13 protein-coding genes are annotated in these 15790 nt (G+C 65.0%); 7 read left to right on the plus strand and 6 right to left on the minus strand.

Going from position 1 to position 15790, the window contains the following annotated elements:
* The first annotated feature begins 80 nt into the window (after positions 1 to 80).
* The 5 genes from ASF06_RS20105 to ASF06_RS04110 all read left to right on the plus strand — a co-directional run bounded on the left by ASF06_RS20105 (position 81) and on the right by ASF06_RS04110 (position 9547).
* A complete protein-coding gene (locus ASF06_RS20105) occupies positions 81 to 1493 on the plus strand; it encodes a DUF308 domain-containing protein (protein WP_200920300.1) in 1413 nt (470 codons plus the stop codon).
* Positions 1494 to 1643: 150 nt separating this feature from the next.
* A complete protein-coding gene (locus ASF06_RS04095; RefSeq protein WP_055943606.1) occupies positions 1644 to 3176 on the plus strand; it encodes a type I restriction-modification system subunit M in 1533 nt (510 codons plus the stop codon).
* Complete coding sequence (locus ASF06_RS04100; protein WP_055943609.1) at positions 3173 to 4324, plus strand: restriction endonuclease subunit S; 1152 nt, start codon at positions 3173 to 3175, stop codon at positions 4322 to 4324. The genes ASF06_RS04095 and ASF06_RS04100 overlap by 4 nt, the downstream gene beginning before the upstream one ends.
* Positions 4325 to 4775: 451 nt before the next feature.
* Positions 4776 to 6065 carry an HNH endonuclease signature motif containing protein gene (locus tag ASF06_RS04105; protein WP_055943612.1) on the plus strand — a complete coding sequence of 430 codons (1290 nt, stop codon included), beginning with the start codon at positions 4776 to 4778 and terminating at the stop codon, positions 6063 to 6065.
* A 95-nt stretch (positions 6066 to 6160) separates the two neighbouring features.
* Positions 6161 to 9547, plus strand: coding sequence for a DEAD/DEAH box helicase family protein (locus ASF06_RS04110; RefSeq protein ID WP_055943614.1), 3387 nt, complete (start codon positions 6161 to 6163; stop codon positions 9545 to 9547).
* Between the two features lie 2 nt (positions 9548 to 9549).
* On the opposite strand, the gene ASF06_RS04115 is transcribed toward ASF06_RS04110, so the two are convergent.
* Positions 9550 to 10272, minus strand: coding sequence for an SDR family oxidoreductase (locus ASF06_RS04115; RefSeq protein WP_055943618.1), 723 nt, complete (start codon positions 10270 to 10272; stop codon positions 9550 to 9552).
* Positions 10273 to 10367: 95 nt separating this feature from the next.
* Between ASF06_RS04115 and ASF06_RS04120 the strand changes: the two genes are divergently transcribed.
* Entirely contained in the window at positions 10368 to 10994 is a 627-nt protein-coding gene (locus ASF06_RS04120) for a TetR/AcrR family transcriptional regulator (protein ID WP_055943620.1), read from the plus strand.
* On the opposite strand, the gene ASF06_RS04125 is transcribed toward ASF06_RS04120, so the two are convergent.
* Genes ASF06_RS04125 through ASF06_RS04135 form a run of 3 tightly spaced genes read right to left on the minus strand, consistent with a single transcriptional unit; the run spans position 10981 to position 13520 of the window.
* On the minus strand, positions 10981 to 12933 hold the full coding sequence (locus ASF06_RS04125) for a M13 family metallopeptidase (protein ID WP_055943623.1): 1953 nt from the start codon (positions 12931 to 12933) through the stop codon (positions 10981 to 10983). The two genes, ASF06_RS04120 and ASF06_RS04125, sit on opposite strands and share 14 nt — an antisense overlap.
* A 9-nt stretch (positions 12934 to 12942) precedes the next feature.
* A complete protein-coding gene (locus ASF06_RS04130; RefSeq protein ID WP_055943625.1) occupies positions 12943 to 13320 on the minus strand; it encodes a type II toxin-antitoxin system death-on-curing family toxin in 378 nt (125 codons plus the stop codon).
* Entirely contained in the window at positions 13317 to 13520 is a 204-nt protein-coding gene (locus ASF06_RS04135; protein WP_200920301.1) for a ribbon-helix-helix protein, CopG family, read from the minus strand. Before ASF06_RS04135 ends, ASF06_RS04130 begins: the two co-directional genes overlap by 4 nt.
* Positions 13521 to 13582: 62 nt before the next feature.
* On the opposite strand from ASF06_RS04135, the gene ASF06_RS04140 reads away from it, so the two are divergent.
* Complete coding sequence (locus tag ASF06_RS04140; RefSeq protein ID WP_055943631.1) at positions 13583 to 14896, plus strand: MATE family efflux transporter; 1314 nt, start codon at positions 13583 to 13585, stop codon at positions 14894 to 14896.
* 22 nt (positions 14897 to 14918) lie between these two features.
* On the opposite strand, the gene ASF06_RS20130 is transcribed toward ASF06_RS04140, so the two are convergent.
* Together ASF06_RS20130 and ASF06_RS04150 are read right to left on the minus strand one after the other, a co-directional pair.
* A complete protein-coding gene (locus tag ASF06_RS20130; RefSeq protein ID WP_326940974.1) occupies positions 14919 to 15449 on the minus strand; it encodes a hypothetical protein in 531 nt (176 codons plus the stop codon).
* Complete coding sequence (locus ASF06_RS04150) at positions 15350 to 15670, minus strand: metallophosphoesterase family protein (protein ID WP_055943637.1); 321 nt, start codon at positions 15668 to 15670, stop codon at positions 15350 to 15352. Before ASF06_RS04150 ends, ASF06_RS20130 begins: the two co-directional genes overlap by 100 nt.
* Between the last annotated feature and the right edge of the window lie 120 nt (positions 15671 to 15790).

Below are 15790 nucleotides of genomic sequence, written 5' to 3' on the forward strand. Positions count from 1 at the left end.
GTGATCGGCCATCGCGTCACATATGCGCGGAATATGCACCAGCCTCGATTCGACTGGGGGTCCTCTGACAGAATCGACGCATGTCCGATCCCCGCGAGCCCTCCGAGCCCGAGTCCACCGAGAACACCCCCGCGACACCCGCGGAGCCCACTCCGAGCGAGCCGACACCCGCGGAGCCCACTCCGAGCGAGCCGACTCCGGCCGCGCCGTCGTCGCCGAGTGCACCGCCGAGTGCGCCGCCGTTCCCCGGGGGCACTCCGGCCGCACCATCCGCGCCGCCCGCGCCGCCGACTCCTCCGACACCGCCCGCGCCCTCCACTCCGCCGGCGCCCTCTTTCGCGCCGCCCACGTCTCCGCTGCCGCCGGCATCCTCCTCTCTTCCCCCGGTCCAGACGCCACCGACGCCACCGACGCCGCCCACTGCACCGTCGGCACCCGCCGCCCCGAGCTACGGCCCGCCCAGCGGAGGCGCCTCGTCGCCCGCGCCCTCCTATGGGGCGCCGCCCGTCTACGGGACCCCGGCATCCACCGGCTCGTCGGCACCGACGCCCTCGTACGGCTCGCCCTACGGATCGGCCCCGACGCCGGCCGGAGCACCGCCCGCGGGCGGACTCCCCTACACGACTCCTTACGCGCCCGGCCAGATTCCGCAACGCAGCAAGGGCGGCTGGATGGGCATCCTGAGCATCGTGCTCGGTGGCTTGGCCCTGTTCGTGTGCTGGATCCCGTTCCTGAACTATCTGACGGTCTTCGGTGCGATCGCCGGTCTGGTGTTCGGCCTCATCGCCCTGTTCCGCAAGTTCGGTTCGCGGGCCCTGTCGCTGACGGGAACGATCGTCTCGGGTGTCGCCTTCCTCCTGACCGTCGTGTTCATCGTCATCTACACGCTCGCCTTCGTCACGGCCGGTTCCGGCCCCGACTACACCGACACCCCGTACACCTCGAGCCCCTCCGACGACCCGACAGAGTCCGACTCGCCAGACGAGCCCACGGCCGCCCCCGGCGACCCGACGGTCGTGCCCGGCGATGCCACCCCCTCGGCCGGCGCGACGGTCTGCGCCGACGGAACCGCGATCGCGCTCGGCAAGGCGGGCATCCTGACCTACGACGGCGAGAACCAGGCCGAGGTCACGATCGAGGATGTCCAGCTGGATGCCACGGACACGGTGCTCGCCGAGAACTCCCTCAACGAGACACCGCCGGACGGCTACCAGTACGCGCTCATCTCGCTGACGATCAAGCAGCTGGGAACCGAGTCGTTCCCCGCGGGCGCCAGCCGCGGCATCTTCAAGGGCGTCGCCGAAGACATCGCGTCGCCTGCCGATTACGCGGTGCTGCCCGAACCCGAGCTGCTCTTCGCCCCCGACCTCTCGCAGGGCGACTCGGTCACCGGAAACATCGCGGTGTTCGTGCCCACATCGGGAGCGGACTCCGGCTCGCTGCTCGTCGACAACTACTTCACCGACAACACGTGCGAGCTGAAGGTCGGCTAGCAGCCTCTTCGCATCGCTTGTGCGAGCCGGCCGCTCTTCGGGGCTGCCGGCTCGCATTGCGTTGCCCTGGTCTGGCGTCGGGGCGGGAGGTCTCGTGCATCTCGTCGCATCTGGGAGACTGCTCGAGGAGAAAAGGAGTACAACGCCACTATGGTCGCAGAGCTCAAACCGCAAGTCGACAAGGTATGGAACGCGTTCTGGTCAGGTGGCATCGCGAACCCGCTCGAGGTGATCGAACAGATCACCTACCTCTTGTTCATCAAACGCCTCGACGAACTGCACACGCTGGCCGAGCGTCGCGGCAACACCCTGGGCGAGCCGATCGAGAACCCGATCTTTCCCGAGGGTCTGGATGACTCGGGCCGCCGCCCGCGCCCGTACAGCGACCTGAGATGGTCGCATTTCAAGCACTTCGCCGCTGCCGACATGTACGAGGTCGTCGATCAGAACGTCTTCCCGTTCATCCGTCAGCTCGGCGCGGCAGGTTCTTCGTTCGCGACGAACATGAAGGACGCCCGATTCACCATCCCGACCCCGGCACTGCTGTCGAAGGTCGTCGATCTACTCAACGACATCCCGATGCAGGATCGTGACACCAAGGGCGACATCTACGAGTACATGCTCGGCAAGCTCGCGACCTCGGGACAGAACGGCCAGTTCCGCACGTCGCGCCACATCATCAAGCTGATGGTCGACCTGATGCAGCCGACACCGACCGATCGCGTCATCGACCCGGCAGCTGGCACCGCTGGCTTCCTCGTTGAGGCAGGCGAGTATTTGCGCGAGCATCACCCGGAGATCTGGGCTGATGCCGATCTGCGCAACCATTTCAACGGGCCGGCCTTCACCGGCTTCGACTCCGACGCATCCATGTCGCGCATCGGCAGCATGAACATGCAGCTGCACGGAATCGACAACCCACACATCGAGCGCCGCGACTCGCTTGCCGAAGAGCATTACGTCGCGGACGGAAGCTACTCGCTTGTGCTGGCGAATCCTCCGTTCGCCGGCAGCCTCGACTACGAGACGACCGCCAAAGACCTGCTCTCGATCGTGAAAACCAAGAAGACCGAGCTGCTCTTTTTGGCGCTCATGCTCAGGCTTCTGAAGAATGGCGGGCGCGCTGCGGTGATCGTTCCGGATGGCGTGCTCTTCGGGTCGTCGACGGCCCACAAGGCGCTGCGAAAGATGCTGGTGGAGGAGCACAAGCTCGACGCCGTGATCAAGTTGCCCTCGGGAACGTTCAAGCCGTATACCGGGGTTTCGACCGCGATTCTGCTCTTCACCAAGACCAGCTCCGGCGGAACCGACAACGTCTGGTTCTACGATGTGCAGGCCGACGGCTTCACTCTCGACGACAAGCGCACCCCGACCGAGGCGAACGACCTGCCCGACGTGCTGAAGCGCTGGCACTTGCGCGAGGCTTCCGCCCCGTCCCCTGAGCCTGTCGAAGGGGGCTGGCCCGAACTCGCACGCCCCCGCACCGCTCAATCCTTCACGGTCCCCAAGTCAGAGATCGCGGCTCAGGGCTACGACCTCAGCCTCAACCGCTACAAAGAGGTCGAACACGAAGAGGTCGAACACCGCGCCCCGGCAGACATCATCGCCGATCTGCAGGCCCTCGAGGTAGAGATAGCGGATGCGACGGCGGCGCTGGCGCGGATGTTAGGTGTTGGTAAGTGACGGCTCGTCTAGGCGACGTTGCACGGTTCATCAACGGTGCCGCCTTCAAGCCCACGGATTGGGAGACCGAGGGTTCCCCAATAATCCGAATCCAGAATCTGACGGACTCGTCGAAGCCGTTCAACAGGACAACGCGAGCAGTCCCGGATCAGCTCATTGTGCGGACCGGCGACATTCTCGTGTCCTGGTCAGCCACACTCGGCGTCTTCACCTGGGATCACGACGAGGATGGCCTGCTCAATCAGCATATCTTTCGAGTATTGCCAGATGAATCGGTGGTCGACAAAAATTATCTCTTCCACGCTCTTCGGGAAGCAGTTGCCAAGATGTCGTCGCATCTCCACGGAGCTACGATGCAACACGTCAATCGAGGGGCCTTCCTCGGTTTCGAGATTCCCCTCCCTCCCCTCCCCGAACAACGCCGAATCGCAGCCATACTCGACGAGGCCGACTTGCTAATCGACAACCAAGCCAACGTTCTGTCAAGTATCGAAGATCTGACCGAGGCGCTCTTTCGATCGTTCTTTGACGTGCCAACGACAGTGGATGAGCTAGGTCAGCTTCCACGACTGGAGAGCTACGCAGAACAGATCACGGACGGCGAACATCAAACTCCCCTTCGCACAGAGGACGGCTACAAGCTGCTATCAGCTCGAAACGTGCGAAATGGCATGTTAGACATGACCGACGTCGATTTCGTGGGCGAAGCTGAATTCGAACGCATCGCGAGACGCTGTCGCCCTACGCGCGGAGACGTCCTCATTTCATGCTCCGGCTCGGTGGGTCGAGTAACGATGGTAGCCACCGACGAGCCTTTCGTTCTGGTTCGAAGCGTTGCCATGATTCGACCAACCACAGCCCTCACGGGCACGTACCTGGAATGGTGGCTCCGAAGCGCTCCCATTCAACGCGAGATTGCGAAGGTGTCGCGCTCATCGGCGCAGGCGAATCTTTTCCAAGCGCCCATCCGGAACCTTCCCATTCTTGTTCCGCCGCTTGAGCGCCAACGAGAGTTCGAATCTCACCTAGGGCTCGTCAAGAACTATCAAAATATGCATCAGTCGAAACGCCTGTTGATGACAGAGTTAAAGAGTGCACTGGCACGCGGCGCGTTCGTCGCCTCTATCCGGAAGAACGTCGCGGGTTGACCACGGGTGTTCCTATGCCAAAGGTGACCTGAGGGGACCGGCCTTTCAAAGAACTCGCTCGGACAGGCTCAAAGAACCTGCTAACTAGCTCACGTCAACACTCCGACGCCCGTGGCACGCGACGGCGACGGTCGCGGGTCCGGCCGGCCAGTTCGTTTGGCCCTTGCAGTCTCCGTGGGAATGACCCGGACTGCAGCTTCATCGACCGGTTGCCGCGACGACTCTGGGATTGCCGTAGGGCTTGGGCTTCACAATTTGCACCAGGCGACAAGTTGAGCAGTTGACCAGCAGTCCCTCGCCCCGCGCGATTCGGTGCTGACGGAGCCAGACGAGGAGCACGACAAACCCGTCCGCTCCTCCACAGTCGGCCCGGCTACTTAGTTACTAACATCGCTGGTCATCCGTTCTTTGTCGAGAAGCCAGTGTCAGTGGTTGTTGTTTGAATTTAGGCATGACAACAGGCACCCCGGCCAGTAGGCGCGAGACTCTGCTCGGGTCGCTGCGCATCGAGGTCGATGCCATTGTCGAAGACGAACGGGCGGTCGCACGCATCCACGCTCGTCGGGCAGAACGCATCGAGAGGGCCTATCGGCTGGCGCTCGAACTGGCTCCCACCGACCAGTCCACGGGCGGACCGAAGTGGTCCACGACTCAGGTCGCAGAGCGACAACTTGCCACTGAGTTAGCCGTTGAGCTGCGCGTCACCGAGAACGAAGCCTACCGACTCATGAGCACGGGAAGGGGCCTGATCGATTCTTATCAAGCAACCCTCGATGGTCTGAAGGAAGGCACCTTCAGTTACCGGCACGCCCACATCCTGGTGCGATTCGGCGTCGATCTGCCCGACGAGGCGCGCGCCGAGTTCGAAGAGACGATGCTCTCCAAGGCTGCTGACCTCACGGTCGTGCAATTCGAGAACCTGGCCCGACGCCTCACCGAAGAGGTGCAGCACGAGACCTGCGTCGAACGCTTTGAGAAGGCTGCCGGCAAGCGCTCCCTCACGCGTGACGACGCGGCCGACGGCATGGCCTACCTCACCCATTACCTGCCCGCGGTCGAAGCCGTCGCGATCGAGAACCTCGCCAACGCCATTGCCATCTCGGCCCGCAATGCCGGAGATCCACGCACCCTCGTTCAGCTCCGGGTCGATGCCCTGAGCGATCTGATTCTCGGCGGAAGCAGCTCCATCCCCGGAGTCGTCGCAGGCATCCGGCCCAAAATCGCCGTGACCGTACCTGCACTGACCCTGCTCGGTCATGGCACCGAACCGGCGACGCTCGAAGGCTACGGCCCGATCGATGATCACACAGCGGGTCACCTCGTCGCCACCGCGCCCAGTTTCCTCAGAGTTCTGACCGACCCCGTCACAGGCAGCCTGCTCGCCGAGGGCCAGAAGCGCTACCGACCCGGGGCCATCCTCGACGACTTCGTGAAGCTACTGCACCGAAGCTGCCGCTTCCCGCAGTGCACCCGGCCCGCGGGCGACAGCGACACCGATCACACCCACGATCATGCGCAGGGCGGCGAGACCTACATTCTGAATCTGGCTCCACTCTCCCCCAAGCACCATCGGGTGAAACACCATACAAGCTGGTCGGTGAAGCAACTCCCCGACTCATCGCTCGAATGGACATCCCCACTCGGACACATCACGCGAACACCACCTCCGGTTCGAATGAGACCCGCGCCGCCGGTTCCTGAAAAGAGACCGCCCGTCGACGAAGGCGATCCGCCCTTCTGACGCATCCCGCTCATCTGTGACTGACGTACCCGGCCCGAAAACCGCTCCCCTCCGCTACTCTGGCGAGCAGCAGGCAATCTGAGGGGATCCGAGGCGTGAGCAACTTCGACTTCGTGCGCGCCGGATGGCCCGCGCTGGCCGAAGAAGCACGGCGCTCGGAGTTCCACGCGTACGGAGACCCGCGATCGTCTCTGTTCTACGCTCGGCGCGCCCTCGAGCTCACCGTACGGTGGCTCTACACGGCCGACTCCTCCCTGCGCGCACCATACAAAGACGACCTCGTCGCCCTGCTCTACGAACCACGCTTCAAGCAGCTCGTCGGCGCCGGCCTGCTCACGAAGATGGACCTCATCCGCAAGCAAGGCAACAACGCCGTGCACCGGCCGAATCAGCTCCGCGCCAACGACAGCGTGCCCATCGTGCGCGAGCTGTTCCACGTGCTCACCTGGCTGGCGACCCACTACGCGCCGACACCAGCCGACCGGCCCGTCGCAGGCATCCAATTCGACGTCGACGAGCTGCCTAAACCTCAGCCCGGGGCCGCCACCAAGACCCGCGAACAGCTCCTCCGACTGGGCGACGAACTGGCGAAGAAGGATGCCGAGCTAGACGAGGCCCGGGCACGCAACGAGCAGCTTGCCGCCGAGGTCGAACAACTGCAGCGTGACGTCGACGACGCAAAACAGCGCAACGCAGTGGTGCCCGACACCCACGACTACCGCGAAGACGACACCCGCGACCTCTTCATCGATCTGCTTCTGAAAGAGGCGGGCTGGAATCTCGACGATGAACGCGACACCGAATACCCGGTCGACGGAATGCCCAACAAGGCCGGGCAGGGATTTGTCGACTACGTGCTGTGGGGCGACGACGGCATGCCGCTCGGCCTCGTCGAGGCGAAGCGCACGGCCAAGAACCCGGGCACGGGCCAGCAGCAGGCGAAGCTCTACGCAGACGCCCTCGAGCGCCAGTTCCGCCAGCGTCCCGTGATCTTCTACACCAACGGCTTCGAGCACTGGATCTGGGACGACCTCGCCTCGCCGCCGCGGCCCGTCGCCGGCTTCTACACACGCGACGAGCTCGCCCTGCTGATCCAACGGCGCACCACAGCGAAGCCGCTCGCCTCGCTGGCGATCAACGACGGCATCGCCGACCGCTACTACCAGCAAGGAGCCGTACGCCGAGTCGCGGAGGTGTTCGACAAGAAGGAACGCCGAGCCCTTCTCGTTATGGCCACAGGAAGCGGCAAGACCCGCACCGTCATCGCACTGACCGACCTCCTGCTGCGCGCGAACCGGGCCAAGCGCATCCTGTTTCTCGCCGATCGGGTCGCACTGGTCAAGCAGTCGACCAACGCGTTCAAATCGTTCCTGCCCGACTCGGCACCGGTCAATCTCGTGACAGACAAAGAGACCGAGGGGCGGGTGTTCGCGTCGACCTATCCCACCATGATGGGCCTGATCGACTCGGGCGGTGACGGGCTGCGCCGATTCGGCCCCGGCTACTTCGACCTCATCGTGATCGACGAAGCGCACCGCTCGGTCTACGCCAAGTACGGCGCGATCTTCACCTACTTCGATGCATTGCTCGTGGGTCTGACGGCGACGCCGAAAGACGAAGTCGACCACAACACCTACTCGCTCTTCGCGCTCGAAGATGGCGTACCGACAGACTCCTACGACCTGGAGCGCGCCATCGGCGACGGATTCCTCGTGCCGCCCGTGGGCCGCTCGGTCACGACCCAGTTCGTGCGCGAGGGCATTCGATACGCCGAACTAAGCGACGCCGACAAGGAGCGATGGGAGTCGGCCGACTGGGGTGACGACGCCATTCCCGACGAGGTCGATGCGGCGGCTGTGAACAACTGGCTGTTCAACACCGACACAGTCGACAAAGTGCTCGAAGTTCTGATGACGGAAGGGCACCGGGTCGCCGGCGGAGATCGCCTGGGCAAGACGATCGTCTTCGCCCGCAACAATGCCCACGCGGTGTTCATCGAACAACGCTTCAACGCGAACTACCCAGAGTACGCCGGACACTTTGCGCGCATCATCACCCATCAGGTGAACTACGCGCAGAGCCTGATCGACGATTTCTCAAAGCCGCACAAGTTGCCCCAGATCGCCATCTCCGTCGACATGCTCGACACCGGCATCGACGTTCCCGACGTCGTGAACCTCGTTTTCTTCAAGCCCGTGCACTCGAAGACCAAGTACTGGCAGATGGTCGGCCGCGGCACCCGGCTGCGTCCCGATCTGTACGCACCGGGCGTCGACAAGGCGAACTTCATCATCTTCGACGTGTGCCAGAACATCGAGTACTTCAACGAGGTGCTTGCACCCACTAGCGACACCATCACGCTCAGCCTCGGCGCCCGACTATTCCACGCGCGCCTCGCGCTGCTGGCCTGTCTCGATGCTCATGCGCGTCAGGCACCGGATGCCGCGGCCGACCTCCTCGAGATACGCAAGGCTCTCGCAGGAGGACTGCACCAGCGCGTCGCGGGCATGAACGAGGACAATTTTCTTGTGCGCGCACGGCGGCGCTCCGTGAGTCGTTTCGCCGCCGCCGGAGCCTGGACCTCACCGAGCGAGGAGGATCTGACCGACGCTGTAGAATTGGCGAACCTTCCGTCGGCCGCCGATGCCCTCGATACGGACGAACGCGCGCGGCGATTCGACCTCTTTGCTTTGCGGGTGCAACTCGGAGTCCTGCAGGGAGACCCCGCGTTCGTCGCGGCCAAGAAACGCATCCAGGCCATCGCCGACGCCCTGCTGTCTCAGAAGAGTGTCCCGGCTGTAGGAAAGGAGGCGCTCCTGCTGGATCAGCTCGCCACCGAGGAGTGGTGGGCGGATGTCACCGTGCCGATGCTCGAAGACATGCGGCTTCGCCTTCGCGGGCTCGTGTACCTCATCGACAGCGCTGGCCGCTCGGTCATCTACACAGACTTCGCCGACACCGCCCTCGACGCGTCGGACATCGAGGTGCGGATCGGGCTTCCCGGCGTGAATCGTTCGCGCTTTCTCGAGAAGGCTCGGCATTTCCTCCGATCTCACGCAGAAGACCTCGTGCTCGCCAAGGTTCGCCTCGGCCATCAGCTCACGGTGAGCGACCTCACCTGGCTCGAGACGATCATGATCGAGCAGGGCGAGGTCGACAAGTCCGATCTCGCCGCGGCTGCGCTGGAAGCTAACGGCTTGGGACTCTTCGTGCGTTCCGTCGTCGGCCTCGACCGGGCCGCAGCGACGGATGCGCTGGGCGCCTTCACCGGAGGGGTCGCGTTGACCGCGAACCAGCACACGTTCGTAGACCTGCTCGTGGAGCAGCTGACGCGAAGCGGAGTGGTCTCACCTCGCCTGCTCTACTCGGCACCATTCGTCGACGTGGCGCCACAGGGCCCGGAGGACCTGTTCAGCGAGGCCCAGGTCACCGAGCTCGTCGCCACGTTGAAGCGCATCCAGTCCACGGCCGAAGCGTCATAGTTCTAGGCGCGGCTGCCGCCGTACGCCACCGGAACCAGATCCATCCGGGCGTCTCCGCTGCCGATCAGCTCGACGATCGCATCGGCGACCTGTTCGGGGCTGTCGAAGTCGGCCCCGGCCGTCATCGCCTCAGCCTCGGAACGGCCCGCCCGGATGGAGCTCATGAATTCGGTGTTCGTGGCGAACGGAATCATCGTCGACACGGTGATTCCCGCGCCCTCCAGCTCATTGCGGGCGATGGCCGAGAGGCGCTCGAGGGCGATCTTCGAGGCGACGTAGGCACCCGTTCCGGGTACGTCGGCGAACGTTGTTCCCGAACTGATGTTGATGATCGCCCCGCTCTTCTGTCGGCGCATCGCAGGAAGAACGGCCTGCATCATCACCAACGAAGCCACCACGTTCAGGTCGAGCACTGCCCTGAAGTCGTCTATCGAGATCTGCTCGATCTCTGCCTGCAGACCTTGGCCGGCGTTATTGACGAGAACGTCGATGCGCCCGAATGAATCGAGTGCGGCCTGAACGAGCGACGATACTTGCGCCTGATCGGTTACGTCACACCGCACGGCGATGGCGTCGCCCAGTTCGCTGGCCAGAGCCTTCACCCTGTCCTCGCGTCGAGCGGCCAGCACCAGGCGCGCTCCTGCTCGCGACGCGGCTCGTGCCGTCGCCTCGCCGATGCCCGACGACGCGCCCGTGATGAGAACGACCTTGCCTGAGATATCCACTGCTGCTCCTTCTTCAGGGCCACCGGCCCGCGGCGACCTCCACTTACGCTACTATCAAGTAGCGTAAGTGTGGACACCTGCCGTACGCTCGAGGCGTGAAGACAGGCAGGCCGTACGACCACTCCGGCGACTCCGCGATTCTGGCAAGCGCCCTCGACCTGGTCGCCGAGCGTGGGTACGACGGCCTCAGCCTCGACGAGGTCGCCTCCCGCACCGGCAAGGCCAAGACGACGCTCTATCGCAGATGGGCGACGAAGGAAGAGCTCGTGATCGCGGCGATCCGCGACGCCGGCAGGCCCCCTGAGTCCGACGAGCTGCCCGATTCGGGTTCACTTCGGTCTGACCTGCTGGCGGTCATCGATTCGGCGTGGTTCGGCGGGCCCGAGAGAAGAATCTCCATCTTCTCGGGCCTCTCGACCGTGTCTCGAACATCGGAGAAAGTGGCCGACGTCGTGCGCACCGAGGTGACTCGGCCGTATGTCGAGATCTACCGCCGCTTGCTCGAGCGGGCGCTCGAGAGGGGTGACATCCAGGCGGACCGGGCCCCGGTCATCCCGATTCTGGCCGACGTCATACCGGCCATGAGCACACACCGACTGGCGGCGGTTGGCGAGCCCGTGACGCGCGACTACTACGTCTCGGTGATCGACGACGTTCTGCTCGCCGCACTGCACGCGACAAGCGCGCAGGCGACGAGCACTCAGACCACTACCAGATCGTGACGCGCTCCTCGGGAGCCAGCCACAGGGCATCCGACTCGGTCACGCCGAATGCGTCGTAGTACTCGTCGATGTTGCGCACGATCTGGTTGCAGCGGAACTCGTTCGGCGAGTGCGGGTCGATCGAGAGCAGGCGAATGACCTCCTCGTCGCGCGACTTCTGCTGCCAGGCCTGCGCCCACGACAGGAAGAAGCGCTGCACGCCCGTGAGTCCATCGATCACCGGAGGCTCTTCGCCGTCGAGCGAGATGAGGTAGGCGTCCCACGCGATGCTCAAGCCGCCCAGGTCGCCGATGTTCTCGCCGATGGTGAGGGCGCCGTTCACGTGCTGGTCGGGAACCTGGGCAGGAGCGAGCGCGTTGTACTGGTCGATCAACGACGAGGTGCGCTTCTCGAACGCCTCGCGGTCGGCCTCGGTCCACCAGTCGGTGAGCCGGCCGTCGCCGTCGAAGCGCGAGCCCTGGTCGTCGAATCCGTGCCCGATCTCGTGGCCGATGACCGCGCCGATCGCGCCGTAGTTCGCCGCGGCATCCCGACTCTCGTCGAAGAAGGGGTACTGCAGGATGGCCGCCGGGAAGACGATCTCGTTGAAGCCGGGGTTGTAGTAGGCGTTGATGGTCTGCGGCGTCATGAACCACTCGTCGCGGTCGAGCGGCTTGCCGATCTTGCCGAGTTCGCGCTGGAATTCGAACTCGCTCGTGGCACGAATGTTGCCGACCAGATCCTTCGCGTCGATCGCCAGAGTGGAGTAGTCCCTCCATTTCACGGGGAACCCGATCTTGGGGGTGAACTTGTCGAGCTTGTCGAGGGCCCGCTCGCGCGTGGCGGGCGTCATCCACTCGAGGTCGGTGATGGATGCCCGGTACGCCTCGATGAGATTGGCGACCAGCACATCCATGGCCGCCTTGGCCGTCGGCGGGAAGTGGCGGTCGACGTAGATGCGGCCCACGGCCTCGCCCATGGCGCCCTCGACGAGGGAGACGCCGCGCTTCCAGCGCGCCCGCATGCTGGGCGTTCCGGTGAGGGTGCGCCCGTAGAAGTCGAAGTTCTCGTTCACGAAGACGGCCGGCAGGTATGGCGCCGCGCCATGCACGACCTGCCACGACAGCCAGTCGCGCCACTGATCGAGCCGCTCCTCGGTCAGAAGCGCCGCGACGCCCGACACGAACGAGGGCTCGCGCACGACGAGCTCGTCGAACACGCCCTCGGGGGCGCCAAGCGCGCTGCGCCAGAGGTCGAGGTCTACGGTCGGCGCCGACGCGGTGAACTCGCTCCACGACACGAGGTTGTAGGTGGCCTGGGCGTCGCGAGTCCGAACGTTGTCCCAGTGCGTGGCCGCGATCGCGGTCTCGAGGTCGAAGACGCGCTGTGCGCGGGCCGCGGGGTCGGAGAGGCCCGCGAGCGCGAGCATCCGCTCGATGTGCCCCACGTAGGCGGCGCGGATCTCGGCGAACTTCTCGTCGCGGTAGTAGCTCTCGTCGGGCAGTGAGATGCCGCCCTGCTCGAGGAACACGAGGTAGCGCTCGGGGTCGCCGGGATCGTTGTCGACGAACAGGCGGAAGAAGCCGCCCACGCCCTGTCGCTCGAGACGAGCGGCCGTCTCGAGCAACTCGTGCACGCTCGAGACTCGGGCGGCCTCGGCGAGCTGCGGCTCGATCGGGGTGGCCCCCAGCTCTTCGACGCGCTCCTCGTCGAGGAAGCTGGCGTAGAGGTCGCCGAACCTGCGCTCCTCGCTGCCCGGCACGGCATCCTGCGCCTCGATGATGATGTCGCGCACGGCCTTCTCGGCCTCTTCGTGCAGCTGGTAGAACGAGCCGTCGCGGGCGCGGTCATCGGGAATGACGGTGCGGGCGATCCATTTTCCGTTGACGTGCCTGAACAGGTCGTCCTGCGGGCGGATCGTGGGGTCGAGTTCGGTCGAGTCGATGCCGGAAGTCGTCATCCCGCCAGCCTAGCGACGAGTGCTGCCACGCTCGATTCTCTCGGCGATCTCGCTGACTTCATCGAGACCTCCGGATGCGATCTCCACGATGAACTCGTACGCCTCGTCGTTCGTCCACGTCAGGCGCATTCCATTCAAACCGAGGAACGCAATCAGGCCCGACAGCCCGAGACGCTTGTTCCCATCGACGAGACCGTGATTGCGCACGAGAGAATGCGTGAGCGCTGCCGCCTTGAGCATCAGAGTGGGGTATGCGTCCCGACCGAAAACGCTGGCCTGCGGACGAGCCAAGGCCGACTCGAGGAGGCCGTGGTCTCGAACGACGACATCAGGTCCAATCGCCCGCTCCGCAATGTAGATCAGCTCTTCGTAGCGGAGATAGATCATTGCCCGAGGCGCTCAAGTGCCTCTGCATAGCGCGGAAGTTCTGCATCGAGCACGCTATCGAGCAGATCACGGCGGCTGTGGTTCTCCACATACTCCCGCACCGCCTGCTTGGCGACGTCTTGCATCGAGCGGGACTCGAACTCGGCGCGTCGGCGGAGCGCGTCGGCTTCGTCATCGGACAGGCGCAAGGTCATAGGCATGTGTCAATGGTATCAGGGGTGATACCAGAACCGGCAGCTGCGACCGTGACTAGGCTCGCAGGGTGAAGGCACTGGATCGGGACATTCTGCGCCTCGCCGTCCCCGCCCTCGGAGCCCTGGTCGCCGAACCCCTCTTCTTGCTCACCGACACCGCCCTCGTTGGGCACCTCGGGGAGACGCCACTCGCCGGCCTCAGCATCGCGAGCGCCCTGCTGCAGACCGCGATCGGGCTGCTCATCTTTCTCGCCTACGCCACGACACCGACTGTCGCGCGAAGGCTCGGCGCAGGCGACAGGCCGGGCGCGATCCGGGCCGGCATCGACGGCCTGTGGCTGGCGCTGCTGCTCGGCGTCGCGCTCGTGCTCGTCGGAATCGTCGCTGCCCGCCCCCTCGTTCAGCTCTTCGGCGCGACGGCCGCGGTCGAGGAGCAGGCCGTGATCTACCTCACGGTGTCGCTCGCCGGGCTCCCCGCCATGCTGCTCGTGATCGCGGCCACCGGGCTGCTGCGGGGACTGCAGGACACGAAGACACCGCTCATCGTCGCCGTCTGCGGTTTCGCCGCGAACGCAGGCCTCAACGCCCTCTTCATCTACGGCTTCGGCGCGGGAATCGCGGGCTCCGCGGCGGGCACGGTCGTGGCGCAGTGGGCGATGGCCGCCGTGTATCTCGTGATCGCCGTGCGGGCATCCCGGCGCGACGGCGTCAGCCTGCGGCCCGGGCTGGCGGGCGTGACCGGCGCCGCGGCATCCGGCGGCTGGCTGTTTCTGCGCACGGCGAGCCTGCGCGCGGCCCTGCTCACAACGGTGGTCGTCGCATCCGATCTCGGGGTCGTCGAGCTGGCGACCTTCCAGATCGCGTCGACGCTGTTCTTCACGCTGGCCTTCATCCTCGACGCCCTGGCGATCGCGGGGCAGGCGCTGGTCGGCCACGGCCTCGGGGCAGAGGATGCGCCGCGTGTGCGAGGCGTGATGCGCCGGCTCGTGCGGTGGGGAATCGGCGCGGGTGTCGTGCTCGGGCTCGGCCTCGCCGCGCTCTCTCCCCTGCTCGGCCCCGTCTTCTCCTCGAGCCGCGACGTGCAGCAGGCGCTCCTCGTGGTGGTGCTGGTGATGGCGATCGGAGTTCCGCTCGCGGGCTACGTCTTCGTTCTCGACGGGGTGCTGATTGGCGCGGGCGACGCGCGCTACCTCGCCCTTGCCGGGCTCGCGACCGTGGTGATCTACGCGCCGCTCCTGCTGCTCGTCGCCCTGTTCGGCCCCGATGGCACCGCCGGCCTCGTGTGGCTTTGGCTCGCCTTCGGCCTCGGCTACATGAGCGCTCGAGCCCTCACCCTGGGGCTGCGCGCCCGCGGAACCGCATGGATGCGAACTGGCGGTTAGCGCGCTTCATCACCGATCAGATTCACAGTGCCGACGGGCTGAGGTAGTGGAACACCGTCCTGATCGTATGGTCGGTAATCGTGTGCAGCGCCAGACCGGGCATGGCTTCGCTATCGGCAATCGGATCGACCTTGCTGCCCAGCCGCATCGTGGACACGATTCCAGGAGCACCAAGAACCGGCACGCCCTCGAACGTCGTCGCGACTGCTGCGTGCACATGCCCGGTGAAGATGCCGATCACCTGCGGAAACTCCTGCACGATCGCCGCAAGGTCCTCGGGGTTGGTGAGACGGAACAGGTCGTCTGCCAGGTGATGACCAATGGGAACCGGCGGATGGTGGAGCGCAAGGATGCTCGGCATCTCCGTCTCCGCGATCCGAGCGCGGGCGAATTCCAGTGTCGGCCGCGAAAGGTATCCATCGTCGCGACCATCGAGGTGTGAATCGAGACCAATCAGACGCAGCCCGTCGAGGTCGAGGAAAGAATTGAGCTGCGTGTCGAGCGAGTGGGGTCGGCCGCGCGCACCCGCGGCGTCGAGCAGCGGTGCAAGCAGATCATGATTGCCGGCGACGACAAGGTCGGGAGCGCCGGGGGCAGCGCGGCGAAAAATGCGTCGTACTCCTCGGCCGCACCGTGGTCGGCCAGGTCGCCGCTGACGAGAAGGGCGTCCACGAAACCGAGATCGAGGACCTGCTCGAGTACAGCGTCGAGCCGCCGACCTCGAACCGTCGAGAGATCAAGATGCGGGTCGCTCAGGTGAGCAATGACGGGCACGATGCCTCCAAGTCAGATGTACAAGCTGGCCCCAATACCAGTTTGGCAGAGCACTCGCTCTCCGTCGTCGTCAGTTCGGTCGCGAGGGATGACGAAGGTTGGTGAGATGCCGCACATGGC

This window comes from Agreia sp. Leaf244 (genome assembly GCF_001422695.1).
Taxonomy (GTDB): domain Bacteria; phylum Actinomycetota; class Actinomycetes; order Actinomycetales; family Microbacteriaceae; genus Agreia.

Bases quoted from the DNA above. Each gene is read 5' to 3' on its own strand.
- ASF06_RS20105 (WP_200920300.1), top strand. From the start codon at position 81: ATGTCCGATCCCCGCGAGCCCTCCGAGCCCGAGTCCACCGAGAACACC.
- ASF06_RS04095 (WP_055943606.1), top strand. From the start codon at position 1,644: ATGGTCGCAGAGCTCAAACCGCAAGTCGACAAGGTATGGAACGCGTTC.
- ASF06_RS04105 (WP_055943612.1), top strand. From the start codon at position 4,776: ATGACAACAGGCACCCCGGCCAGTAGGCGCGAGACTCTGCTCGGGTCG.
- ASF06_RS04125 (WP_055943623.1), bottom strand. From the start codon at position 12,933: ATGACGACTTCCGGCATCGACTCGACCGAACTCGACCCCACGATCCGC.
- ASF06_RS04130 (WP_055943625.1), bottom strand. From the start codon at position 13,320: ATGATCTATCTCCGCTACGAAGAGCTGATCTACATTGCGGAGCGGGCG.
- ASF06_RS04135 (WP_200920301.1), bottom strand. From the start codon at position 13,520: ATGCCTATGACCTTGCGCCTGTCCGATGACGAAGCCGACGCGCTCCGC.